Annotated in this window: 23 protein-coding genes and 1 pseudogene; 6 read left to right on the top strand and 18 right to left on the bottom strand. The window is 39.7% G+C overall.

The window, feature by feature from the left end; translation table 11 throughout:
• Positions 1–320 (bottom strand): hypothetical protein (locus tag J7E85_RS24615; RefSeq protein WP_215162464.1); only part of this gene is annotated, 320 nt, incomplete at its 3' end.
• A 232-nt stretch (positions 321–552) separates the two neighbouring features.
• Here J7E85_RS24615 and J7E85_RS34260 point away from each other — a divergent pair.
• Positions 553–1104 (top strand): annotated as a pseudogene (locus tag J7E85_RS34260) (IS3 family transposase); the annotation flags it as partial.
• Positions 1105–1440: 336 nt separating this feature from the next.
• Here J7E85_RS34260 and J7E85_RS24600 read toward each other — a convergent pair.
• The 9 genes from J7E85_RS24600 to J7E85_RS24560 all read right to left on the bottom strand — a co-directional run bounded on the left by J7E85_RS24600 (position 1441) and on the right by J7E85_RS24560 (position 11388).
• A complete protein-coding gene (locus tag J7E85_RS24600) occupies positions 1441–2868 on the bottom strand; it encodes a PIN-like domain-containing protein (protein ID WP_215162460.1) in 1428 nt (475 codons plus the stop codon).
• 27 nt (positions 2869–2895) lie between these two features.
• Positions 2896–3225 carry a hypothetical protein gene (locus J7E85_RS24595; protein WP_215162458.1) on the bottom strand — a complete coding sequence of 110 codons (330 nt, stop codon included), beginning with the start codon at positions 3223–3225 and terminating at the stop codon, positions 2896–2898.
• A gap of 395 nt (positions 3226–3620) precedes the next feature.
• Positions 3621–4451, bottom strand: coding sequence for a hypothetical protein (locus tag J7E85_RS24590; protein WP_215162456.1), 831 nt, complete (start codon positions 4449–4451; stop codon positions 3621–3623).
• Positions 4452–4623: 172 nt separating this feature from the next.
• Entirely contained in the window at positions 4624–5487 is an 864-nt protein-coding gene (locus J7E85_RS24585) for a hypothetical protein (protein ID WP_215162454.1), read from the bottom strand.
• 357 nt (positions 5488–5844) lie between these two features.
• Positions 5845–6711 (bottom strand): hypothetical protein, encoded by an 867-nt coding sequence (locus J7E85_RS24580; RefSeq protein ID WP_215162452.1) that lies wholly within the window; start codon positions 6709–6711, stop codon positions 5845–5847.
• Positions 6712–7756: 1045 nt separating this feature from the next.
• Complete coding sequence (locus J7E85_RS24575) at positions 7757–9499, bottom strand: hypothetical protein (RefSeq protein ID WP_215162450.1); 1743 nt, start codon at positions 9497–9499, stop codon at positions 7757–7759.
• A complete protein-coding gene (locus J7E85_RS24570) occupies positions 9499–9906 on the bottom strand; it encodes a hypothetical protein (protein ID WP_215162448.1) in 408 nt (135 codons plus the stop codon). The genes J7E85_RS24575 and J7E85_RS24570 overlap by 1 nt, the downstream gene beginning before the upstream one ends.
• Before the next feature lie 404 nt (positions 9907–10310).
• Positions 10311–10802, bottom strand: a complete 492-nt coding sequence (locus J7E85_RS24565) for a hypothetical protein (RefSeq protein WP_215162446.1) — start codon at positions 10800–10802, stop codon at positions 10311–10313.
• 34 nt (positions 10803–10836) lie between these two features.
• On the bottom strand, positions 10837–11388 hold the full coding sequence (locus J7E85_RS24560) for a hypothetical protein (protein ID WP_215162444.1): 552 nt from the start codon (positions 11386–11388) through the stop codon (positions 10837–10839).
• Between the two features lie 269 nt (positions 11389–11657).
• Between J7E85_RS24560 and J7E85_RS34660 the strand changes: the two genes are divergently transcribed.
• Positions 11658–11780 (top strand): hypothetical protein, encoded by a 123-nt coding sequence (locus tag J7E85_RS34660; protein ID WP_285228848.1) that lies wholly within the window; start codon positions 11658–11660, stop codon positions 11778–11780.
• 494 nt (positions 11781–12274) lie between these two features.
• Here the strand turns inward: J7E85_RS34660 and J7E85_RS24555 are convergent, their stop codons facing one another.
• From J7E85_RS24555 to J7E85_RS24540, 4 genes are all read right to left on the bottom strand, one after another.
• Positions 12275–13114 (bottom strand): hypothetical protein, encoded by an 840-nt coding sequence (locus J7E85_RS24555; RefSeq protein ID WP_215162442.1) that lies wholly within the window; start codon positions 13112–13114, stop codon positions 12275–12277.
• Between the two features lie 18 nt (positions 13115–13132).
• Entirely contained in the window at positions 13133–14194 is a 1062-nt protein-coding gene (locus J7E85_RS24550) for a DNA adenine methylase (protein ID WP_215162440.1), read from the bottom strand.
• 371 nt (positions 14195–14565) lie between these two features.
• Positions 14566–15477 carry a tyrosine-type recombinase/integrase gene (locus J7E85_RS24545; protein ID WP_215162438.1) on the bottom strand — a complete coding sequence of 304 codons (912 nt, stop codon included), beginning with the start codon at positions 15475–15477 and terminating at the stop codon, positions 14566–14568.
• A 209-nt stretch (positions 15478–15686) separates the two neighbouring features.
• Positions 15687–16406 (bottom strand): YebC/PmpR family DNA-binding transcriptional regulator, encoded by a 720-nt coding sequence (locus J7E85_RS24540; protein WP_076321809.1) that lies wholly within the window; start codon positions 16404–16406, stop codon positions 15687–15689.
• A 179-nt stretch (positions 16407–16585) separates the two neighbouring features.
• Between J7E85_RS24540 and J7E85_RS24535 the strand changes: the two genes are divergently transcribed.
• On the top strand, positions 16586–16831 hold the full coding sequence (locus J7E85_RS24535; protein WP_215162436.1) for a LysR substrate-binding domain-containing protein: 246 nt from the start codon (positions 16586–16588) through the stop codon (positions 16829–16831).
• A 177-nt stretch (positions 16832–17008) separates the two neighbouring features.
• The gene (locus J7E85_RS24530; RefSeq protein ID WP_215162434.1) at positions 17009–18214 is read left to right on the top strand and encodes an MFS transporter; all 1206 of its coding nucleotides are present in this window, start codon (positions 17009–17011) and stop codon (positions 18212–18214) included.
• A gap of 49 nt (positions 18215–18263) precedes the next feature.
• On the opposite strand, the gene J7E85_RS24525 is transcribed toward J7E85_RS24530, so the two are convergent.
• The 4 genes from J7E85_RS24525 to J7E85_RS24510 form a co-directional block, all read right to left on the bottom strand.
• Positions 18264–19391 carry a DUF4179 domain-containing protein gene (locus tag J7E85_RS24525; protein ID WP_215162433.1) on the bottom strand — a complete coding sequence of 376 codons (1128 nt, stop codon included), beginning with the start codon at positions 19389–19391 and terminating at the stop codon, positions 18264–18266.
• A complete protein-coding gene (locus tag J7E85_RS24520; protein ID WP_251036019.1) occupies positions 19384–19935 on the bottom strand; it encodes an RNA polymerase sigma factor in 552 nt (183 codons plus the stop codon). The genes J7E85_RS24525 and J7E85_RS24520 overlap by 8 nt, the downstream gene beginning before the upstream one ends.
• Before the next feature lie 154 nt (positions 19936–20089).
• Positions 20090–21808 carry an assimilatory sulfite reductase (NADPH) hemoprotein subunit gene (gene cysI, locus J7E85_RS24515; protein ID WP_215162432.1) on the bottom strand — a complete coding sequence of 573 codons (1719 nt, stop codon included), beginning with the start codon at positions 21806–21808 and terminating at the stop codon, positions 20090–20092.
• A gap of 37 nt (positions 21809–21845) precedes the next feature.
• Entirely contained in the window at positions 21846–23684 is a 1839-nt protein-coding gene (locus J7E85_RS24510; protein ID WP_215162431.1) for an assimilatory sulfite reductase (NADPH) flavoprotein subunit, read from the bottom strand.
• A gap of 245 nt (positions 23685–23929) precedes the next feature.
• On the opposite strand from J7E85_RS24510, the gene cdaS reads away from it, so the two are divergent.
• Positions 23930–24547 carry a sporulation-specific diadenylate cyclase CdaS gene (cdaS, locus tag J7E85_RS24505; RefSeq protein WP_215162430.1) on the top strand — a complete coding sequence of 206 codons (618 nt, stop codon included), beginning with the start codon at positions 23930–23932 and terminating at the stop codon, positions 24545–24547.
• A gap of 11 nt (positions 24548–24558) precedes the next feature.
• Positions 24559–24690: a dihydrofolate reductase family protein gene (locus J7E85_RS24500; protein WP_215162429.1), complete on the top strand. Its 132-nt coding sequence runs from the start codon at positions 24559–24561 to the stop codon at positions 24688–24690.
• Positions 24691–24748 lie beyond the last annotated feature (58 nt).

Genomic DNA, 24748 nt, shown 5'->3' with positions numbered 1-24748 from the left:
TTGCATACACGCCCTAGTAAAGTTGACATTTTTTCTGATTTAAAACTGCGTTCATATGGTCTAATTACGAATAATGATTCTCTGTCAATATCGTTGCCACTAAAATCTGATAGCTTTCTTGTAGACACTCTATTTGTATAAACCAAATCTCTAGATTCAACGTTATTCATGTAGTCAACAAATACATTGGCAAAGGATGTTTTCATTACTCCATTGGGAGCATAAATAACATGACAAGACTTGTTGCCTATAAAATCAAAAGAATACTCGAATCTATTGATTCCATAACAATTACCTATCTGAATTTTTATGTTCTCCATAAGTCTCCTCCAATATATATTTTTGTAAGCCAATATTACAAAAGACCTATTTAGACTATATCATCTCCTGTCTAATTTTCCCACTATCAACACCTCTAGACAATTTAAAAACATAAGATTATATATTGAACACGTAATGGATCGTCTACACTTAGTTGGACAGAAAAAATAAGGGCTTGTGAAATAAACCTATCATGCTAAGGAGCGGATCTCTACAATGTCAAAATAACAACGGCGAACCTTCACCTCTGAATTTAAAAACCAAATGGTGCAACTCTATGAAAATGGGAAATCCAGAGCGGCGATTGTGGAGGAATACGGCCTCACAGCGTCTGCCTTAGACCGCTGGATCAACCAAGCTCAGACACCGGATTCCTTTAAGGAAAGGATAATCGTTCATTAGAAGAAACCGAAATGATAACGTTCGAAAAGAGAACCACCGTCTGAAGATGGAGGTAGATATTCTAAAGCAAGCAGCGCTGATCATGGGACGAAAGTAGCTATTATTCGGAATAATCTTGATAAATACTCGGTATCAGCATTGTGTAATGTCCTGTAAATCGTAAGAAGTACGTACTATTATGAAGTCAAAGAACGACCGAATGAAGATGTGTTAAAAAAGGCGATTGTGGATAACTTCCAAAAGAATCGCAAAGCCTACGGTACACGAAAGATCAAAACCAAGCTCCAGGAACAAGGACTCATCGTGTCCAGACGCCGTATTGGCCGAATCATGCGCGAGCAGGGCCTGGTCTCCACCTACACTATTGCGCAGTTTAAGCCCCCGTATTGCTACACAGCAGGAACATACATGAAGTAAGCATGTCTTATCGTATTCTCAATGATATGTTTAACACCTTTGACACCAACGGGACGCATACAAACAGCACTTAGTCGCTTGAACTAAGTGCTGTTCATTTTCAACCTTTCCCTGCTAGGCTAACGCGGCTCACTCTCTTAACAAACAACTACATTACCTGTTGTTCATTACAGCACCACAGAACTGTGCTGAAGAGCGTCTGAATGCATTGATACTCGCCCCTCTTATTGGTTAAAATTCGGATTTGATAACATTACACAAAGATTGTTAAGTCATCATTCATGCGCATACACAACATTTTTAAATATCTTTTGTTCTCGAACAAGATGTACAAAAGCCATTACCAGCGTCATTTAAAATATCAATATCTTCATTGCATAAAGGACATGTTGTATAAGGAGATTGCTGGTATATTCTTTGATAAGTTCTTATTTTTCTTACTGGGTCAGAGTCTCCAGACCAAATGTATTCCTCGTTTTTAAAAGTCAAAGAATTAATCCTAAAAACATTTTCTGAATTTTCAAGTAGTGTTTCTAAAAACTCTTTCTCAGACGAATCTTGATTTCTTACTAATGATATATTGCAACTAGTGTCGCAAACAATAGTTCCGTTAGAACTATGTGTATCGTAATGTGAATTACAATCAAATCTTGTAACAAAATTTATTATTACATTATAGACGTAGACTCTCTCTTTATTTTGAACACTTATTTCATTTATTTTCAAATCATCAATTCCCATTAATTCTACATCATCTATTTTGTATTTTATTGCATTTGAAAGATAATCAATCAAGTCATCGCCATCTATTGTCTCAATGCACTCATATAAAATTTCATTATATTTATCTATTGAAATACGATTCAATAGTCTTTCTTTTCGCAAATCAACTAGTAAATCTTTATCAGAATCTGAATTTATTGTATCAATAAAGTTACTCATAGATGTTATATATAGATTCTTTCTGTTTGTTATATGAAAAAATTCTTGCATAAGTTCTGCTCTGACGCTTTCATTTGAACCAATATCATCTTTAACAAACCAATCTTCTTTTGTATCACTAAGTATAAAGAAAATCTCCTTGTCTGTAGTCTCTGCTTTCTTCAATAATTGTTTCCAAAGAATTAAATCCCCAAATTTCCTGATACCTTCTTTCGTTTCTTGATCTTGATAGCCAGGTGGAATGTTATACCTATATCTAAGTTCACCTTCTTTTATTATCTCTAATAATTCAGCAATATTAAAAGCTTCCCCTACCTGCTCACTTTCTAAAATAGAAAGCACAAAACTTTCTGCCTCTTTTAAGATGAAGTCTTTATACACTTCCTCTTCTTCAACTAATTCATTTTTGTAATCATGAATTGTTTTTTTCAATTCATCAAACTTGTGTTTAAATTTCTCTTCGATAGTATCTATGCCAGAGAAATTATATTTCTTATAATTAACCATTTTACTTTGTAAAGTATTATGAAGGTTTTCCACTTCTCTGACCAGAATCTTAGAAAGATTCTTATATTTGTTGATATGTTCCGATTTTACAGTACCTATATTCCTTAATACCTCATCTTTAACCTGCGCAGGAATCCATATAAAATCTGCATACTGCTTCAAAAAAAGCAGTATCCTTTTGCTGCTCGTAATTGAATACCTGAATATATCAAGAATAGCACTTGTATCAAGAATTATTATAGAATCGCTACCGATATTAACAAAAGCGTCTTTGTTCATTTTCATTCACCTACTATATGTTGTTGTTTAAAACCTTAAACCATAACCACGTTTAGGCGATCTGTCATTTGGATCAACAATAAATTGCATCTTCTTTAAAAAATTTTCTCTGGCAAGCCTATTACCAATTTCAAGTAAACGAATATAATCTTCAAACTCTTTTATTAGAGCCTCTGAAAACATCAATACATTAACCCTAATCCCATTGTGTATGCGTTCAACCATAACACTACTAGTATACGACAATTGTGAATTTCCTTTTGTTTGAGCTTGATGTAGAATACCACAACGAATGTCCTGATAGAATTTCTTAGCCAGATTTTCATTAAATTCATGCTTAAACCTTTGGCTTCTCATAAAAAATCAACGAAAGCTAGACTGTTAAGCTTGTTCGTAGAATTTACTCCAATTTGAAACTGCTGTAATGTCTCAATAATAAGACAGGCTATTGCCATAACGCTAAAACTATTTCCAAAGTATACACTTTTACTCCTATTTTCAGATTTCAGCAGTTCTTTTATTACATCAAGATAGCGTCCATTAATTCATCCATTAATTCTGTCAACCAGAATATTAATTGCTGTATTCCAATCATCATCACTACTGTTCATATTCAAATTAAGACTACGATAGTCATCAATAATATAGTTTGGCGATATATATAATCTTTCATCCCACATTTTAAACCTCCCATTACATGGGTTTTCATCCTTAAATTATCGATATGGTTCTATTGCCATTCTTAAACCTACTCAATCTTCAAAAAAACGTTTCTCATGCATTTTGGGTACTTTATCATAATCCTTCTTAATAAAAAGGTTATCCCACTTAACAACCAGTGCAGGAATCACCTTTTTAGCAACCTGTCTTAGGAAGTTTTTCTTTGAATTTGATGTTAGAGAAATATACTGCATATTGGGCAACCTCAATACGAATGTAGCCAATACACTTAATCCGAGTATCATGAGGCTAAAAATCCAAAAATCTTTTGGAAATAATCCAAGTCCAAGTAATTTAAAGCAACCAGAAAAATAAACCAATAATGCAGAGATTACATTTATCCCTTTTACAGTCTCGAACAAGAACCTCATCGATTCAAAGTAAGCTTTCAGCCAATATGGTTTAGCTTGAATATACTGCTGCCATCTGAAATCACGATACAGTAAATCAGTTGAGTTTCTATAGCCTTCTTTTACTTTAAAGAAGAGATTGTTTTCAAACTCCCACCAAATATCTTTCCAAAGTCCTTCATCACGTGATAATTTGAATTGTCCATACCTGTCGCTCAATTCATAAAACGTGTCCAATAACTCTAAGCTCCCCAATTTATAAATGGAAGTATCATTCCCAATATATCTCTCAAAGAATGTATCAAGCATCGATTCTCTATCTTTAGGTTTTACTGAATCTGCAATTATCTTCTGCATTTCATGATACATGGGACTAAAGACTTCTTTAAGATTTTCTTGAGTAAATTGAATCAACCTATCATTCTTTTTAGTTCTACTACCGAACATATAACCAAGAGTAGCTGATAGAATAGCGGCTGCTACAGGAAGATACTTCGTAAAATCTATTTCCATATGTCTTTATCACCTTTGGGTTCATTTCGATGGATATAATCCTTTTAACCTATACAAAGCAATGCCATTAGTTAAATGTTACCATGTTTCATCTGGACTTTACAGCTTTTACGGTCAATTTACAACAAAAAGAGACAGCCCTGATGACTGTCCCCAACTATATTCCAATTAACTATCCAAATACCGCAACTGTATTTAACCCTGATACAGTCGCTCCGCTAAAATCCCACTTTCCAAGCGGATGACTATTACCTGTTGAACTGGAGAATCTCAGATGCCCTCTTCCTCTATGTCTCAGTGTCACACTATCAATATCGTTGTAAACGGTAAAATAGTTATTACCCTGATAAAAAAGCTGTAAATCACCGTACTTTCCGCCAATAATAGCATAGTTACTGGGATAACCTTGTTGATATATCTTCTGCGCGGCTAAATTTGTCGTATCAATAAGTGAGGCACTTATTAAACCAGATTTAAAGTATGAGGCATTTATATAGAGATTACCACCACTCATGTATAGCCCTTGATTTACTCCATTATTTGTGAGTACATTAAATACTGCGGTCTGGTTATTGTAAACTGCTCCAATTTCAGCAGGAGTAGGCAACCAGTTGTTGCTCCTTGCGCCTACTTCGCTTGCAGTATAGCTTGGCTTACCGACATTCGCCCAGCTAATACTTCCCCCTGTCATATTGATATTACCACTTAGATTCACATTTGATGCAGCCAAATTGCCTCTCAGATCAAAATGATGAGGAAATACTCTTTCTTTATATGTTCTGAGTGGTTTATTATCTTTGATTTTTCCTTGACCTTCCACTATTCCATCATTCGAGATAATGTAACAGTACAAAGTCCCTCCTACAGTTTCATCAGCTACATATTCGAAAGACCTATAAATTGCTTCATCTATTCCTTCGAATTGTTCTCTAATCTTTAGACAATGTGCCAATGCTTCACCTTGATTTGCAACCATAGAATAAATTTGCCCTTTACTGCTGCCTTGCTTTCGAAGCTTCAAATCCTGACTATTCATAAAATAATACGCAGGCTTACCTTATTCCATCAACAATATCTTCATTACGAATCCAGAATCATCGCTAGCACATTTCATATTAAATTCATGAACGTTGTCTTGCATTGATTGTTCGATAGATTTTAATGTACTTCTTTCGTTCACACTGTTGAATATCCACTCAGCAAGATCAACGTCACCGCTGAAAAAGATCACCTTATCTCAAATTCTTCTGATCTTCTTGTATTTGTCAGTGACAAAATAGAATACTCCATTAACTGATACACTTACACGACTATCTGCGGCTACAAATATTTTGTCCTCGTCAAAATAGCTAAAACACAAACTCATATTACGCTCTCTTCCTTTATTATTGAATTATTGATTTCTTGTGGCTGTATCTTCCTCAACGAAATCAGCATACACAATGCCTAGATCATCCAGTTGCAATCGCACTTTCTGGCAACCATACTCTGAAATTTCAGGCAAAACAGCCAGCCTCACGCTTACATCGTCAACAACATTATGCATTGTCACTCCCATGTCAATCACCACAGGCTCAGCAAGCAGCCTGTCGCGGCTGATAATGGAAATGGAATCATTACCATCCAATCGAGATATTCCCTCACTCAAATTCCCTTTAAAGCTACTCCTAGATAAACCAAGCCCCATTAATTCATTAATTCTGGCTATGCAATTCGCGGCACTAGGCGATTCGATTACGATGCCAGTTTCCCCACTCCTACTAGCTACAAGCGCTACACATGGTTGTGAGCGTCGCTCGATCATCATTTGAGCAGTATTCTCCCCATATGCCTGAGCCTCAATATTATTCAGTAAATACCCTTTATCACTGTCAATTCTTCCTAATGTGGGACGATGCTCTAAGTTCATATCATGCTCCTTATATTTTTTGAATTGCTGTACCCAATCTTTCAAAAATCTCTTTTTGTGAATGATTTCACTTAACATTACATACTTATCTGTGAATTGACGGGGTTTTTGATAATAGGTTTTTTTTCTTTTATCATTTACACGTACTATTGAGTTTTTGCAAGACATTAGTAATAATGCTATCATTTCAACCAGTTCGTCATTAGATAAGTCCTTGCCCAACTCACCTGATCTTAGTTCTTCTGCTATCCCACTGCAAAATTTCTCCTCTCTGAAACTCCAATTGACCACTCTCTTTTTTATCAATTCTTGCTTGCGTTCGCTGTACCTGCGTTTTGATGCTTTTTTCATCCTTAAATCTATCCATTTCTCTGTAAAATCTCCTTTTACTCATATTTATAAAGCTATTTATGTAAACGCTTACAAAATATTTGATTAATTATTCCTCTTACTTCTAGTATACCACACCATCGACCTGATTGTAAATAATAATATTTACTATTTACAAAAAAACATTGTTGTTTTCCATTTCAATTTATCAATAATATTATCTAATTTAGTTTAAATGGTTAAAACCTTATGAACAATCTCTCACTTTATGAGATAACGTCTCACAATATCTCATACTGAATATTATTTTCTGAAACACTAAGCCTGTCGTGGTAGGACAGAATGCTGCATTTTCCAAAAACCAAAAAACCGTTTTGATATTTACCTACCCCCTCCCCTTGTACAGAAAACTGTTACCTAATGCGGCTTAGATCACAGTTCAAACAAAATAGCCAATCCCATAGGAAAATGCATTGTTACGGGATTGGCTTGATATTTTATTACTACATTTCTCTAAGAATATTCCTTTGAGAATCCTATCGCTCCAGCGATACAAAATTCAGTTTTTTTCAGCGCGACTGTTCATGTATCCTATCGCTAAGATAACAGGCGGCGCGGTGCTGGATAGTATATTCGTTCACTGTCTTGTCGCTACCAATAATTATGTAACTTTAACTATCTTCGCTACATCTCCTTCTACAAATATGAAATCAGAATCGACTGCCTCATTAAATGTTTCACACATTTCCCTCTTTTCATTATGTTTATACCACAACTTACAGTTCTATTATATTAACATTTTGCCGTGAGGGGGAGAGTGCGCTTGCGCACTCTGGGGGTGGTGCGGCAGGTGATTGAGTTTTGGAGCGCCAGCGGAAACAACTCAATCAGATGGTTTCAGCACCCCCATTAATCATTATAATCACAGAGTTTATCCAAACTTTGCTCTAACTTATCTCAAATTGTCTTAATAAAACATCAGCATTTCACATGAACAATCATCAAAGTCATCACGCTCTCTATATAATAAGTTAGGATGATGACATGAGCAGATCAACAAATGTGTTTACAAAACTTCAACATATTTATTGTGTATTCGTATTTTGTTGGTTTGGATTAAATCTATGACTCGTTCATCTTTTGCTATTCGAGAAAAATTAGATACTTTTATGTCCGACAATATTTGCTTCTTCCCATAAACCCCTCTTTCTTTAGCAGTAATATACTCAACGAATTTATCCACATTATCTGGCTCTTTTGCCGTATTTCCGTTCCTAGTAAAATCAAGCTTTATTGATTTCCCTCTTACTATCCCCTTTATCTGACCAATTACAGCGGATATGATCTCAGAGTCGCTATTTACAAGGAAAAACTCTCCTTGAGGAGTGGAATTTCGCTGTATGCGTTTCATACTTTGGTATATCTCTGCGGCTATAAAGCCCACTTGTACAAGATTAAGTTCAGGATTTACGAACCTTCCTTTAACAGTGGCTAATGATCTCTTCCCTAGACCATTCTCTGAATAAAGATTGTACTGAATTGGATATTTTTCATAAGATAGATTTGGAGTTCCAATAATCCAGCACTTGGTAAAGTCAAAATACAGGTTCTTTCCAACTAAGTTATTGAACCAGTTTATTGCGTACTCTTGATTTGTATAATCATCGCCCACACCAATTGAAGTTATACCAAGCTTTAACAACTCAAACTGTATCGCGCTTGCACTTTCCTTATGACAAATAATCAAAGTCTTGTCATCTATCTTGTGATGCTGTTTAATTCTCTCACTGATCTCTGAAAAGTATTCATTTTTGTTATACTTAATTTTCTCTTTACTACTATTGAAATCAACAATGTGAAATAAACTTTTGCTATGGTCAACAATTCTGTCTTGCCCTAATAGAGTGAATCGATTGTAGGCAACTTTGTATATACCATCTATTGCTGCTCCAGCATCGAGAATAATGTTATTCTCAAGTCCCCACAAAATATGCTTTGGATTATTGGTAGAAATATTCCCGCTATTGTAAATACACTTATTACTGTACCAAGATGCCAGTCCTTCAATGAAGTTTTCGACAATATTTCGGTGCTTCATTTCAGGTATAGACTTAACATTAACTTCCATTAGCCTCATGAAATTTTCAAGAGTTCTTGGATTTATTTTTGGTTCACATCGAATGCATCTAGATTGGTGCTTTTCGATTGAATGTTTTTGGATTTCGCGTAATAACTTATCACACACCTTATCAAGATCAGCTTGAATGGATATGCCAAGTATGCTTCTAACTTCATCGTATATATTTTTCGAAAACGTGAATACAGGGAAATTGATCTTTTCGTCAATAATCAACACATTCCTATCCATAGAATAGGCATTTCTGAGTTCGTCTTTTAAACATAAGTTTTTGTAACGTTGATGGGTAATAATGATTACTCTAATATCTCGTAAACGTTCACAATTTTCTTCCCACTCATGTGCATTATCAGATGTTATTCCCACAACATTTGGTCGCATACCGTGATTCCGATGTTTGAAGTATTCCTCTGTATCGATTACATCTTTCTTAAATGGCTTTACAATTAGAAACTTATTCGAATTGTTCCAGTCATCAAAGGTTTCATCAACAATTCTATTAGTCTCTCTGCTCTTACCTAAGCCAGCCTCAAACCCAAAAACATTAAAATGACAAGGTCTGTTAATTCTAGAGTTAATTGTCCTCTCCAATTCTAATATTTTTGATGTGTATTTTTCACCATAAAGATCAAAATAGTCTTCGCTGGTTTCTTTATAACTTGTAAGTTTCATCACTGAACATCCCTTATGATAAATGGCTTGATAATATTCTTACCTCCAATATGAGTAAATGGCATTGGTTCTATTCCTGTAATGCCAGCAGCGCACAGATCAAGAATGCATTCATCCTCAACTTCCTTATAGACTTTCGAGTTTTGATCGAAGAGAATTACAATACCATCCTCATCTTGCTTTACCAAAGCATTATGGACTGGAAACTCGATCGCTCCAACTTCTGGCAGTACAATGCTCGCCCCTGTGTCAGATCGTTGGTCCATAATGTTTATCCCGATAAAGTTATCGTTCGAGTCATACAGCAATTTGCATTTTACATCTGAAAGAGAACTTTTGTGCTGATGCTTTGATTTGTCCTTGAGGTATATGTACATTTGGCAATTTTCTTCAATGGTAATTTGCATAGCAAACATCCTCTCTAATTTCCATTAGCTCCAAGAAACTATGACTTTAATCTCAACAATTCTCTTTCAAGTTTCGCTTGCTTGTTCAACTCAATTTTAGTTTCCTCAATCATCTTCTCCAACTTCTCTATTCGATTATTTGTAGTGTCCAATGGAACGACATCCGTGCTTTTGTAGTCACAGACTGAATATTACGCAATGCTTGCATTTCTTCTACTTGCACGTAGACTCTTTCCCAACGCGCTCTTCTCTCTTCATCAGAGATTGATTTATTAAAAGATAATCTTTCCACTTCATTTCATCAAGAACTTCTTTTCCTTTGCCATCATCTTTTCATGTCTGTTCCATTTCATGAGTTACTAAGCCTCTCTTTTAGCAATCTAATCGCAAAATTAACTCTTAGATTAATTCCTAGAACGCTGACTTTTCCAAACATCAATCGATGAATAAGTACCGATATAAGCCCTACATTCTTTCCGAGTCCGCCTATTCTTATCGCACCAGTTTACAAATGAGATGTATTCATCTGTAGTAAGTTCGTTTTGTTCAGCAAGATATTTAATAGTCGGATGGTTTCTTGGCTCTTTTATGTATTTGAGTGGATTCCTATTACTAAGTCTCATATTTTCAAAACCATTCACAGGAATAAGATTACCCTTATACGTTCCTCCATGTCCCCAGCTTAGAGGAATGAAATGGCCAATAAATTCATCACCATTCAGTTCAAAATTATATATAGCGCTTTTTGATTTGAAATCCTCTAAAAGTATCCTTCTCCATTCATAGCCTTCAAGTGTGGCAGGAAGATGTAACACTCTTGCTTCTGAATTTTGACCACTAACATTAGCTCTTTGCTTTTTAATAAGAGTGTTGTGTTCATTCAAGTTCTTGTCCATGTTGTTGTATCAATTCCTTTGAGCTTTAGTTTTTCTACGCTTTCCTCGATGCTCTATGAGCCGCTTTATGGTAAATGTTTTGCTTCTTCTCTTCACCTAAATATTTGATGCTTATATCACACCAGTTAAACCTTTCACGAAGTTGGTTTAGATTTGCAATCAGTTCCGAAGTAACTTTGATATACTCCTGTTTCTTAAAGTCAATTGATTGGATATTTTCAATTTGGACGTAGTCTGAGTAAATGTAAATTTTCGTAGGTTTATTCAGAAAGACTCTATATCTTTCTAGAATCACTGGAAGAGTTTTAACCGCAAAGAAAACAGCTAGAAGCTCTCCAAGAGCAGTTTCCTTTGGATTCCTTCCGTAAATCCTTGTTGATTCCACAAATGTGTTCCCGTTTCCGACAAAGCAAGCCGCTATACCAAGATAATTTGTCTTGTTATTACCTGAAAAGTCGCAGTATACAGTTAAAATTTTTTGATTGAATAGTATGTCTTGCATCGTCTTCATTCTTTCTTCTGAGATTCTTTGATATGGATATTTCTTAGGAGTTAGTCTTTGCATTCTGGTTTTTATGCCCCTCACCCCACCTAATACTAATCAATCAAAGAATATAGCACCATTCAAATATTGTCAACTAATTACACATAAACCAATATTTTGTATATTATTAATACTTTTTTAAGCTATTGCCAATAACATTTAATTTCAACACTTTCCACTGGAAAGGAGGAAGAAGTATGATTTCCGATAAGTCACTTGCTGAACTTGGAGTAAGTTAAAAGCGAAGGGTATTTATCCCTAAAGATTTCTGCTTGGTATCTCCGTTAAAGTGGTATCAAAGCAAAGATATTGTGCTGACGGACGAACAGCATGAAGCCATTAAAGATTATCTGTTCCATTTGGAGTTAGATTTAGGTATTTGTGATGGAACAAAGGAAGAGTATTTAAAACAGAGGATTGTTGATGAAGAGTAAAAATTTATCGATGTTAAGTTAGATATATACCACACCACTGCCATAGCCCTTCCAGTAATGCTTTAAGCCCTCCGCTCACTACAACTATCATTCCTGTGTTAGAGCCTACCAACGAGCGTATAACCATACGTGACACGATCTCAACCCTACTGTGAAGTTGAAGGGCGCAAGATGCGCCACATACCAACTCAGACGGTTGGGCAACAGCTTGGCGAAGACCTTTCTAAAATTAATTATTATTTTTGCGATATAATTATTCTATGAGTTAATCAAAAAAGACCAGAAATGGAATAATCCACATCTGGCCCCCCAATTAACCTATCAACTTTTTCTTCTGTGATTCAAACTCATCTCCGCTGATTATTCCCTCGTTTTTAAGTTGAACAAGCTTCAAAGTTCACCAGCGACAGATACATTTCCTTGAAAGTTCGCTTGTCCTCCTCGTAGGCTTGTCTGTTAAGAACTCCGATTAATTGTTGGCAATGAATTATAAGCTAAAGTAAATTTAAACGATGTGCTGCATTTTTTATATCTTCTCTTAACCGCTCCATATGTCCCAAAGTATATACGCCATCAATTTGTTTTGTTTCCCACAAGGCAAATATTCTGCGCAAATCCGATTGTCGAGAAAGCCACCCAATTCCATCTATTACAGCAAAGACATATTGATTAGGTAGGCGAACTGAAGCCATCTTTTCAACCTCAACAACAGCGTCGGTTAGTTTACTTCCTGTACTGTTAAAGCCTTTCATACCAATAACAATTTGAGCCTCATCCATACCACCTGGAATCGCAAGATCGCACGGGGCAGTTTCATTTGCTCTCCCTTTAAACCGCGTTCTCATTGCGTATGGCAGCCCTAATTCTTTAGCTATTTTTTCTACTTCATCTTCAATCTTTCTTCCCCTACCGACAGAAGATGCTCCTTGCTTTTTAGACCATAAGTGGCGTTCTACTAAAACATCACTATAAGTCCACTCTTTTGTTAATTCGCGTTTAAGTTGATTTACTACGTCAAATTCAGTATCTAAAAAGTCAATAAGGTCGCTTGGGGACTTTTTAGCCAAGCTCAGCCAAGCAGTTGTGTTAAACTTAAAGCGCAACTGATTTTTGAGCTGTTCTTGTCCTAAACCACCTGTAGTGGCAATTAATGGAACTGTATCAGGGAATACCTTAACAAAACGCGCCAGACTTTCTCGTGTTATGTCTCCCGTATTTCGAAGTTCCACCAAAACTTCATTAATGCTTTGGACCATCTGTGAATCCTTACGTGGCGCAACTTTATCCAAGTTACTTAAAGAATCTCTGAACAATTCGAAACTTGATGCTGTCATTTTAAAGTTAATCCACCTTTATTTCGCAACAAAGATGAGTTCTTCGACTTGCCTTCTCAAAGCAGTTTCATGCGTACCAAAGGAGTATTTATGGGGTACAGAATAAACTTCAACATCACTCTTCACTTCTTTTAGCAATGCGTACAACTCTTCCTCATTTGGAATAGAGTTTGAACTGTACGACATTACAATGATTGAATCCTTAAACTTATCAAATAATCTCCTTAGTGCATCATGAATTGTACGTTTATAGGCAAAGGGTGTAAATCGCTTCTCAATCTTTTTCGTCTTTGTATGTTCCATGATTTTCATATCCTGCCAATAGACAGATAGCCCTTCAAGGAAATGATATCTCTTGATGTAATCAGCATCATCTTTAGGCGGCGCATATGGAGGATCAAGATATACAAGATCAAATTGGGTAGCGTCAATGTCGAATACATCCTTACACGTTGCTTTATTTTGCTTACCATTATCAAAAATTGTATCATTGTACTCTTCGACAGCTTCTATAAATAGTTCCTTTAATGGAGTTCGAAGGGAACGTCTTCCATCATCATATCTGAAATCTGTGATTGTGAAAACTCCTCTTGGTTGTTTTCTTGCAGCAGCCAAACAAATAGAACTAAGAGCAATAGAACGCTTGTACTCATCGAATTTTGGAAGGTGCGACCACAAAGAGTCCAAGAACTGATGATCCTCAATTGGAAAATAAAGTCCACCGAAGGTATCTTGAATAAACCTTCTACCATCAATATTGGGTTTAAGCAGTTCTTCAACATCTTGGGGATTCAACCTAACCGTGGAGTTCTCGATTACTGCTCTAGCTATTGTTGAAGGGAAATTTAAAAAGTCATTTGCTGTTACCTTCTTACCCATCTCTTTTAATGTATAAGATACCACACCACTACCACAGAACGCATCTAATGCAGTTTCAAATTCCAATTGTTCCAAAATTGATATTATATATGGTGTTATCTTATATTTTGATCCCATATATCTCAAACGAGGATACTGGGCAGTACGTATTAACTCAGTCTGATTTCTATCTATCGTTGTTTTATCCAGCAAAGTTGCCAAAGTTATTCCTCCCGAACTAACGTTCTTAATAATATAACATTAACACTATTTCGTCATAACAACAATATAACTAACTTTTATGAAGTGCTTATATAAATTATAATCAAAGCTCTCTACCCATATCGAGCCAGCCTCTAACAAACTATTTTAAGGTGATTTCATGTTTGTTATGTAGGATAGCAACAAAGGCTACAATGAATCCTCAAAGCAGCGAATTTTGTATTCTGTTCCCTCAATTCATTTCCCCACATAGCAACATATCTTATAGTAATTGAAAAGCACTCATACCTGACATGAAAATACCTGAAGTATTCTTGAACAGTTTCCCTGTTCATCTACTAACATTCGCTTTCTCAAGACTCATGAATGATCTATAAGTTCATTAACGGGCTGGTTGTCTTTGCCAACTCAAGTATCTGCTCATCTTGAATTGACTGTAGATAACGATTAGTGATAACAGTCGACTCATGTCCTAATAATCTACTAAGACTGTAAACATCCAATCCTAATCTTAATTGTTTTTGAGCATAGTAATGTCTAAGTGTATGGGGACTGCAACGAATATGCTCACGGATATTGGCTTCTTCTCCCGCTTTTTTGACTATCACTTCGATAGCTGTAACAGTTAAAATCCTACCATTTTGAGACAAGAAAAAATTTGAATCCGTCATCAGCTTATCTTTGAAGTACGCTTCTTTCACTCGCTCGTATTTAATGATGTACTTTTTAAGAAAAGGTGAAATGTACAAATTTCTTTCTTTGTTTCCTTTCCCATGTATCTTTATAACACTATCTCTCACATCAAGCGTATCCAGAGTACAAAGCTCCAGATTCCTGATTCCTAGATCTACAAAGAACATTAGAATCAACTTGTTTCGTAAACTCAAATAATAATCACCTTTGAATGCACCGATCATTCTCTTCACTTCATCATCATTGAAAGTCTGAATTAGAACCTTTGGTTCCTTCATCCACTTCAGACCTAGAACAGGATTTCTTTTTTCAGCAATATATCCTTCTTCAACATTGAAACGGAAAAACGAACGAATGTTTTTTTGTATCCCATTGATGTAGGTTTCAGATAAACCTTTGTCTTTTAAGTTCCTTAGATAGGCCTTGATATGGGAAGTATTAACTTCTTCCACATCAGTAACTTCAAACTCATTAATTAAGAAATTTAGGAAGGCTCTGTTATTATTTCTGTAACCTTTTATAGTTCTGATACTATAATTCTTGATCTCCAAATCAAATAGAAACTCTTTGTAAACATCCTCTAATAACATAAAAAACTCACTCCTTGTATAGTTATTTCATACAAAAAGTGAGTTAAACTAGCGAGCACTTCTGGAAAAACGTACATCATCATAAATTTCATCAATCAACAAAATGTATACCATCGCTGATTGAGAAAAACGGTGAAATTCGGATATCTACCCATGTTTGAATCAGCAGTAAGAGCTTCTAAACACTGAGTTTAATGGATTCTTGTATCCTACTCCTCAAATTCTACGTTGTGATATACCTGCTGAACATCCTCGAGGTCTTCCAATGCGTCGATCAGCTTCTCGAACTGTACCTGTCCTTCTTCCGGTAAGGTGACAAAATTTTGAGCCAGCATGGTAAGCTCGGCAACGGTAAACTCCGTAATTCCAGCGGCTTTGAATGCTTCCTGAACCGCATGGAACTGGTCGGGTTCGGCATAGACGATCACCGCTTCTTCCTCTTCCAGGATGTCACGGACATCCAGATCGGCCTCGAGCAGCAGGTCCATAACTTCCTCAGCCGACTTACCTTCAACGCCGATTACTGCGGTTGGATCAAACATATAAGATACTGAACCGCTGACGCCCATATTGCCGCCGTTCTTATTAAAGGCAGAACGTACAGCAGGCGCTGTACGATTGACGTTGTTGGTTAAAGCGTCAACAATGATCATCGAACCATTCGGACCAAAACCTTCATAGCGCAGCTCTTCATAATTCTCATCCCCGCTGCCTTTGGCTTTATCCAAGGCACGGTCAATAATGGCTTTCGGCACATTGTATGTTTTGGCACGCTCAAGAACAACCTTCAGCGCACGGTTGGACTCGGGATCCGGCTCGCCTTTTTTGGCAGCAACATAGATTTCTACACCGAATTTCGCGTATACGCGACTTGTATTAGCATCCTTGGATGCTTTCTTTTCCTTAATATTATTCCATTTACGGCCCATACATTTCCGCTCTCTTTCATCATTGAATCTGTAGCCGGTATTCAATAAATACCCCTGTCCATTATATCTCTATTAAGTCCCTTGAACAAGGTTAAGAGCGTATATCCGGAAAATAGACACATCCCCGTAATCATCAATCCGTGATGATCGCCGACGAGTAAGATTATCTTTCCCATGCCATGCCCCAAGGGCACAGCCTCGCTGACCATACACCCATTAACTTGGATGAATTGAAGGATAAAACTTTTATTGGCTATAAGGAAGGTTTTATATTCCAACAAATGAACGATAAATTCTTGAAGGAGGCTGGAATTGCCCCCAGATATGTATGCTGGGTTGACGAACCTCCGGCTATTGCAAGTCTTGTTCGTGCTGGTCTTGGTGCTGCCCTCTTCGAATGTCTCAAAGGCACTTCCTGCTCATGAACAAATGCGGGAAGCGCTTTTTTTCGCGAGCAAAAAGCAGATGAAATAAAAAAACAGTTGATAAATTATAGACAAAATAATATTATGTCTATGTATTAAACAACGAAATGCGCATTCGCTTGTTTTTTACGATATCCGATCTGTTAAGTACAGATCCCGAAAGGAGACACCTTCATTTTGCTTAATAATCCCTATGTTCGAACGATTGTCTTGTCACGCGTTCTCTTGAATCTTGGCATTTGGGTTCGTAACTTTGCCATTCTGCTATACGTTACCGACTTGACAGGCAATAACCCTGTGTATGTATCCCTCATATCCGTAGCTGAATTTGCGCCGATTTTCTTGTTTGCCTTCATCGGCGGCACTTTCGCGGACCGCTGGCGACCTAAGCGTACCATGGTCAGTTCTGATGCATTGTCTGCGATATCGGTATTTCTCGTGCTGATTGCCGTTCATAACGGGTCGTGGCAGGCATTGCTGGTACTCACATTCTTCTCAGCCGCCTTGTCACAATTCTCTCAGCCTTCAGCGATGAAGCTGTTCAAACAGCATGTACCCGCTGAGCAGCTGCAATCCGTGATGGCCATGTTTCAATCCATGGTTGCCTTCTTTATGGTCATCGGCCCGATCGCAGGTGCATTTGTATATCAAAGGTTCGGCATTGAAATATCGCTGATCGCAACAGGCGCGTTATTCCTGGGTTCTGGATTGATTCTGACTTTGCTGCCTCGTGATTTGCAGGAAGAGACACAATCCAAGCAGCAGAACCTGAAACAAGAGCTTATCGAAGGACTTCGTTATGTATGGAATAATCAAACGCTCCGAACACTGGGCGTGACCTTTGCCGTGGCTGGCTTGGCAGCCGGACTAATTCAGCCGCTCGCGATATTTGTGACGATTGAGAATCTCGGTCAGGATAAATCATTCTTGCAATGGCTGTTAACGGTCAATGGGGCGGCGATGCTCGTCGGAGGAGGCTTCGTCATGGCATTTGCCAAGAAAATAACCCCTCAAGCCTTACTAGCGCTCGGTCTGACCGTTAGTGCTGTCGGGAACCTCGGTATCGGCTGGTCAACCAGCATAATATTTACGCTGCTGCTTCTTGTGCTTAACGGATTCTTTTATCCCTCCATCCACATTGGAATCAATACTTTGATCCTAAACAATACGGATGGGCCATACATTGGTCGGGTTGGCGGGACCCTGACCCCGATCTTTATGGGAATGATGGTGCTGGGTATGTCGCTGGGGGGATTGCTCAAAGACCAACTGTCCCTGTTCGCTGTTTATGCGGCCAGCGCACTCTTGTTCCTGACAGGTTCGGCGCTGCTGATCCCATTGTTTAAAAAGAAAACGAGCACAGCCGGCGTATTGGAGCAATGAACAACAATAAGAGCCGCCTCACACATTTCAAGAGGCGGCTCTTATTCTCTTATTTTATTTTGAACTCCAGCATATGTGCTTCTACTTCTTGTTCAGATACATAAGATGCAGGGGATTCAGGATACAACTTCAGTACCATAGACTCTGGATCATCCAGCATATTGCTGCTGAACGTATACTGAGACCCATCCTCGGTTCCGCTTCCTGACAAGTTGGACAATTTATAAATTCGCCCATCGGCCGTCTTCGATACAATTTCGAATGGTTGTACCATGAAGCTAATTAAAGGCTTCGTTTTGAAATTAATTTTTTTCCCAGGATCGTAAGCGAATCTGACTCGTGTCATGAGCGGAGAAATCTCAACCTCAGATAACACAATCTGATGATCGCCAAGCATGAAAGTTTGATTTGGGTTATACGTCTCCGTTTTGATTGAAGCAAATTTCGGATCCAAGTTGAACTTAATTTTCATTTTCTCAGAGTACTTCATCTTTGACTTGATCGTTCCTGTCTTGGGATCAGACAGTTTGCCACGATCTACGGATGCAATTTGAAAATCCACTTCAATGCTGCTAGGGAAAGGTTGGTTGCGATCCAACTCTAATGTTCCACGTCCATGCCAGCTTTGACCTTCCCAGCCTCCCATTGTTGAGGTAGTCCCTAGAGAACGGCCTGTTTGCGCGTCCTTCATTCTAACGCTGTTCACATTATAGATCTCCTGGCTGGAATCCGTCTTGGCTGTATATAACAATATTAACTTGTTCTCATCCGCTGTAACAGCATCGATATTAATCTGGTAAGGCCCCGACTTCGCCGACTTATTGATCATTTGAATATAATGGTTTCTTATCGCCGTCTCCAATGTACTTTGATCGATATCGTAGTCCATTCCCTTAAACTTGCTCAGTGCTCCCCAGTCCAACGTCTGCTCCTTGGCTGCCTGTGGAGTAACGGTGTCCCTAATCGGACTGAGCAGCGACAAACCGGCTACCATTATCGTTATGAGCGTTATAGCAACCACTTTCAAATAATGATTTCGAGATTTCATGCGCGTCCGTCCCATCGCCAACCCGCGCTGAATAGCGTATGTAGTATCGATAGCATAAAGCTGCTGCCGTTGTTCCTGATGGATCTGTGCCGCTTCGGCAAGCATTGCTTGTTCTTCAGGACTAGTCATCTTGCCATTCCCCCCGATTATTCATTAATTTTCGTAAATGCTCCAACCCCTTGTACTGCCATGTCTTCACCGTACCCTCCGGTTTGCCGAGGATCGCAGCGATCTCCTTCAGCGTCATGTCATTGTAATATTTCAGCAGCAGCACATGTCGGTATTTGGGCTTCACCTTTTTCAGAACGGGCCACATAGCAAGCCTGTTATGATTGAACCCGCCAAAATCCGGTTCAGCAATGGCTTTTTCCAGCTCATCATCAGGCAATGTGACAGCCCGCTTGCGGCGTCTCTGTTCGTCAATACAAACATAGATCAAGATGCGGATGATCCAGGCTTTGAATGCTCTCCCTTCTTTTAAAGTTGAACGCTTGACCCATGCTCTACACGTCATCTCCTGCACCGCTTCCAGGGCATCATATCGGTTGCGCAAATAACTGTAAGCAATATGGATCAGTGTGTCCTTGTGTTCCATAATAGCCTGGTAAAAATCGGTTTCTTCTTCCGTTGTTGTCAGTACCACCTTTTTCATCTCTGCTTGGGAGCCCATCATGATCTCCTCTCCTTCTCTCTCTATATGATGCTCTATGGGTTAAGACGGACGAACTCCCAAAACGGTTTTAATTATCTCAATCCCATGTGCAATAAACAAAACAAACCGAAGCTCTCCTCAAGAAGAACTCCGGTTTGTTTATAACTGAGTATCATTATGCATGAAATTGTTGCCCGTCTAATACTTCCTTCACGTAACCGGCACGAATAACAAAGTCACCGAAATGCTCGCCTTGCTCGCGTTCTTGTTCAAATTGCTTCATGATGGGACGAAGGGAATCCAAAATTTCGGCCTCACCGATGTTTTCCTTATAAAGCTTGTTCAGTCGGTGTCCGGAGAAACCTCCACCCAGGTACATGTTATATTTGCCAGGCGCCTTTCCGATAAATGCGATTTCGGCCAGCATCGGTCTGGCACATCCATTCGGGCACCCGGTCATTCGAATGACGATATCCTCTTCGCGAAGTCCGTTCTCTTCCAGAATGACATCGATTTTATCCAATAACGTCGGCAAATATCGCTCGGATTCTGCCATCGCCAATCCACATGTCGGTAGGGCTACACATGCCATGGAATTTCTTCTCAGGGCAGAATCATGATGACCGTCCATAAGTCCGTAACGTTTGATGAGTTCTTCAATCTTTTTCTTCTTGTGGCTGCTGATATTGGCAATGATCAGATTCTGATTGGCCGTCAGACGAAAATCTCCATTATGGATTTGAGCGATTTCACGCAGGCCTGTCATCAGCAGGTAATCGGCTTCGTCTTTCACACGCCCGTTTTGGATGAACAGTGTAAAATGCCATTTGCCATTGCTGCCTTTAACCCAGCCGTAGCGATCACCATTATGATCAAAATGAAACGGTTTTGCCTCCTCCAGCTTCCAACCCAGACGGCTGGTGAGCTCGTTGACAAACCAATCGATTCCGCGATCATCAATCGTATATTTGAAACGAGCATGCTTGCGCACCGCACGGTCTCCGTAATCACGTTGGATCATCACCGTCTTCTCGGCCAAGTCAACGATCTGCTCGGGTTTGCAGAAACCAATGACTTTTGCCACTTGAGGATAGGTTAACGGATCACCGTGTGTCATCCCCATGCCACCGCCTACCGAAACGTTAAAGCCTTTCAATTGTCCTTCCTCAATGATTGCAATGAGGCCAAGATCTTGGGAATACACATCAACATCATTGGAAGGCGGCACAGCCATCCCGATCTTGAATTTCCGCGGCAGATACACCGGCCCATAAATCGGCTCCTGCTCCTCCTGGAGGCTGTCTACAATCTTCTCGCCGTCCAGCCAAATCTCATGATACGCACGCGAGCGCGGATCGAGATGACTGCTAAGCATACGTGCCCATTCGTATACCTCCGAATGAATTTCGGATTGATAAGGGTTCGGATTGCACATCACGTTACGGTTGACGTCACCGCAAGCAGCCAATGTACTAAGCATGGCTTCATTCACTTCTTGAATGGTGCTCTTCATATTCCACTTCAGTACGCCATGAAGCTGAAAAGATTGGCGTGTGGTCAAGCGAATCGTTCCGTTGGCATACTTTTGGGCTACACGGTCCATCATCAGCCATTGCTCCGGAGTTACGACACCGCCAGCGGCACGAACACGCAACATGAACTGGTAAGCAGGCTCAAGCTTTTGCTTGTGTCGTTCGTTACGTAAATCCCGGTCATCCTGCATATAACTGCCGTGAAATTTCATCAGCCGGTTATCGTCTTCGGGAATCGATGCCGTAATGCGATCCTCTAATGTCTCTACAAGACTGCCACGCAGATAGTTGCTTCGACGCTTGATGTCCTCAACATCACTATGCGGCGCACTATGGGGTGATACTAGATTATTATCAGACATGTTCCTTTTTCTCCTCTCGAAAACCACGGGGATGATCTCAATACACATCCCGCTGATAACGTTTCTGTTGCTGCATGAGCGTCAGATATTCCGCAGCTTCTTCCGGACTCATGCCGCCTTCTTGTTCGAGAATGGACCCGAGTGCGGAATGCACGTCATGAGCCATCTTCTTCTCATCGCCGCAAACATAGACGCAGGCTCCTTCTTGGAGCCACTGATATAGCTCCTTGCTCTTCTCCAGCATGCGGTGCTGTACGTACACTTTTTGGTCCGTATCCCGAGAGAAAGCAACATCCATACGCGTCAGTACTCCATCCTTCAACCAACGCTGCCATTCAATCTGATAGAGGAAGTCCGTTGAGAAATGCTGATCTCCGTAGAACAACCATGATTTCCCTTCTGCCCCCGTCTCTTCCCGTTCCCCCAGAAAGGCTCTGAAAGGTGCCACGCCTGTACCAGGTCCGATCATAATGATCGGAGTGTCCGGATTCTCAGGCAGCTTAAAGTTCGGGTTATGCTGAATGTATACCGGCAGCGAGTCGCCAGCTTCCAGACGCTCTGCCAATTGTACGGAACATACGCCGTAGCGATGGCGGCCATGTGCTTCATAACGGACCGTTCGAACGGTAACATGAACTTCATCGGGAAACGCTTTGGAGCTGCTTGCGATAGAGTAAAGGCGGGCCGGAATCTTGCGTAGTATGGATACAAAATCGCTTGCCGACACTTTCTGCAGACCATAATCCTGTACCAGATCGAGTAAATCCCGCTCCTCAATATAGGTACGCAATTCCTGCTCATGACCTGGCTTCAGCAATGATTGTAGTCCTTCATTCCCTGAAATCTTAACCACTTGCTCGATCAGAGGTTTCGTGAGAACCGTAATTTCATAGTGACGGAGCAAGGCATCTCGAAGCGCTCGCGCTTCACCATGCTTATTAATGACAACCACTTCATCAGCATTCCATCCCATAGCAGCGATGAGATCATCCACCAGCTGCGGGTGATTTTCCGGATAGATTCCTAAGCTGTCACCCGGCTCATACTGCAAATTCGAACCTTCAAGAGAAATTTCGATATGACGAGTTTCACGGTCAGATCCTCTGCCGTTCAAATTCAAATTTTCGAGGATTTCCGCTTGAAATGGATGGCTTCTCGAAAATTCCGATTCCGTACTATCGCTCAGGGCTACCGCACTCCCATTTTCATCAACGGATGATCCGGCTCCAGCCTCGTTCAACGATAGAAGAACCTGATTCATCCATTCTGCAGCCGACTCATCAAAGTCCACATCGCAATCTACTCTTGGCGTCAGCCGCTTGCCGCCCAATTCCTCGAGCCGCTTGTCGAAATCTTTACCCGTTTGGCAGAAAAATTCATACGAGGTATCCCCCAGCGCCAGTACGGAATATTGAAGATGGTCTACCTGAGGTGCCCGCTTGCTATGCAAAAATTCATAGAATGGGATTGCATTATCCGGTGGTTCACCCTCTCCATGCGTACTGACGATAATCAGGAGATTCTGTAACTTCTTCAGATTGTTCGGTTTAAAATCGCTCATAGAAGACATCGTGACCTGCAAGCCAACCTCTTCCAGCTTCTTCGATAACTTTTTCGATAATCCATGACCATTGCCTGTCTGTGATCCGTATAGGACGGTGACTTCTTTAGCAGCTCTTGCCACCGGCGCCGATACAGCGGCTAACGTGTTCGCTTGTGGTGCTGCCGCAACTGCTGCTGCGGCTGCCGTTCCCTGTAATGCAGCGATAAATCCGCTGAGCCAGGTCCGCTGGGATTCTGTCAGTGTGGGCAGTAGGCGGTTCAGCAGTTCCACCTGTTCCTGATTAAAAGGACTGTTCATTACTTGAAGTTCCAACAATATCCACCTCTCAAAAGCGCACATTATTAATTCCTACTATTACGATACAATTAATTTTATTTCTCCTTTGAACCTATCACAGCTTACCTGGACCGGTCAATTACAATGTTCTTATAGCATTTATCAGTTTTACTAATAAATCGGATTTTCCGAGTTTAACTATAAGTGAAACTCCACCAGCTTTAGAGAATATCGATATCCCCGAATGGTAATGATACCAATGATAAGGAGGAAGATATCGGATGCAAAATCAAGATTGCAATTTCACGCCGCTGAAAAACAAATTGAAGGAGCAGCTCTCAGATATCACGAGACATTTACAGCATATCATCGTCAATTTGGACCAGGATAGTTCATGTCTGCTCGGTGAGTTAGACCTTGTCAGAACTAAATTTTTGGAAGCTGAATCGATTTCATCAACGTATTATCTCAATTGTTTTCTCTTCCCCTTCACAAGCAAATACCAAGAAATCGCGAAATCCATATATCATCTCAGTCAAAAAAAACGGGGTGCACTCATTGTGATTCAACGGGAAGATGGTCTGGATTCGTTAATGACGCCAGGGATTCCCTTGTCTACAGAAATCACAAGTCCCTTGCTTGAATCCATATTTGTTCCCGGCAGCCCGCTGCACGATGGGGCTGTGCTCGTACGTAAAGAGATGATTATATCCGCCGCGAACGTGTTGCCTTTAACATCCAAAACCTATGGTGACCGTAAGCTCGGAACCCGTCACCGTGCAGCCATTGGCCTGTCTGAAATCAGCGATGCCTTGGTACTCGTGGTATCGGAAGAGACAGGCAAAACCTCCTTCTGTATGAAAGGAACGCTTTACCCCTTATCCATTAGCAGCCCCTAATTAGTCAGCACATGGATCTCGGCGTGGCCGGAATCGCTGCATCCTTCATCGTGCAATACTTAATCGATAAATACCGTATTTATATCCATCCGATTTGTTCTAAGAAGGCGGCACGCCGTTTCATTCTCTCCGCAATGCCTTAAGACCAAACCATGCAAAAAAGAGCCGCAGAATTAGCATGAGGCCACTGAAGAACTTGCG

The sequence above is a fragment of the Paenibacillus sp. ISL-20 genome, assembly GCF_018613005.1.
In the GTDB taxonomy this organism is placed as follows: Bacteria; Bacillota; Bacilli; order Paenibacillales; family Paenibacillaceae; genus Paenibacillus_AQ.
Note: the sequence above shows the minus strand (reverse complement) of the source record. Positions and strands in the feature narration are given on the sequence as shown.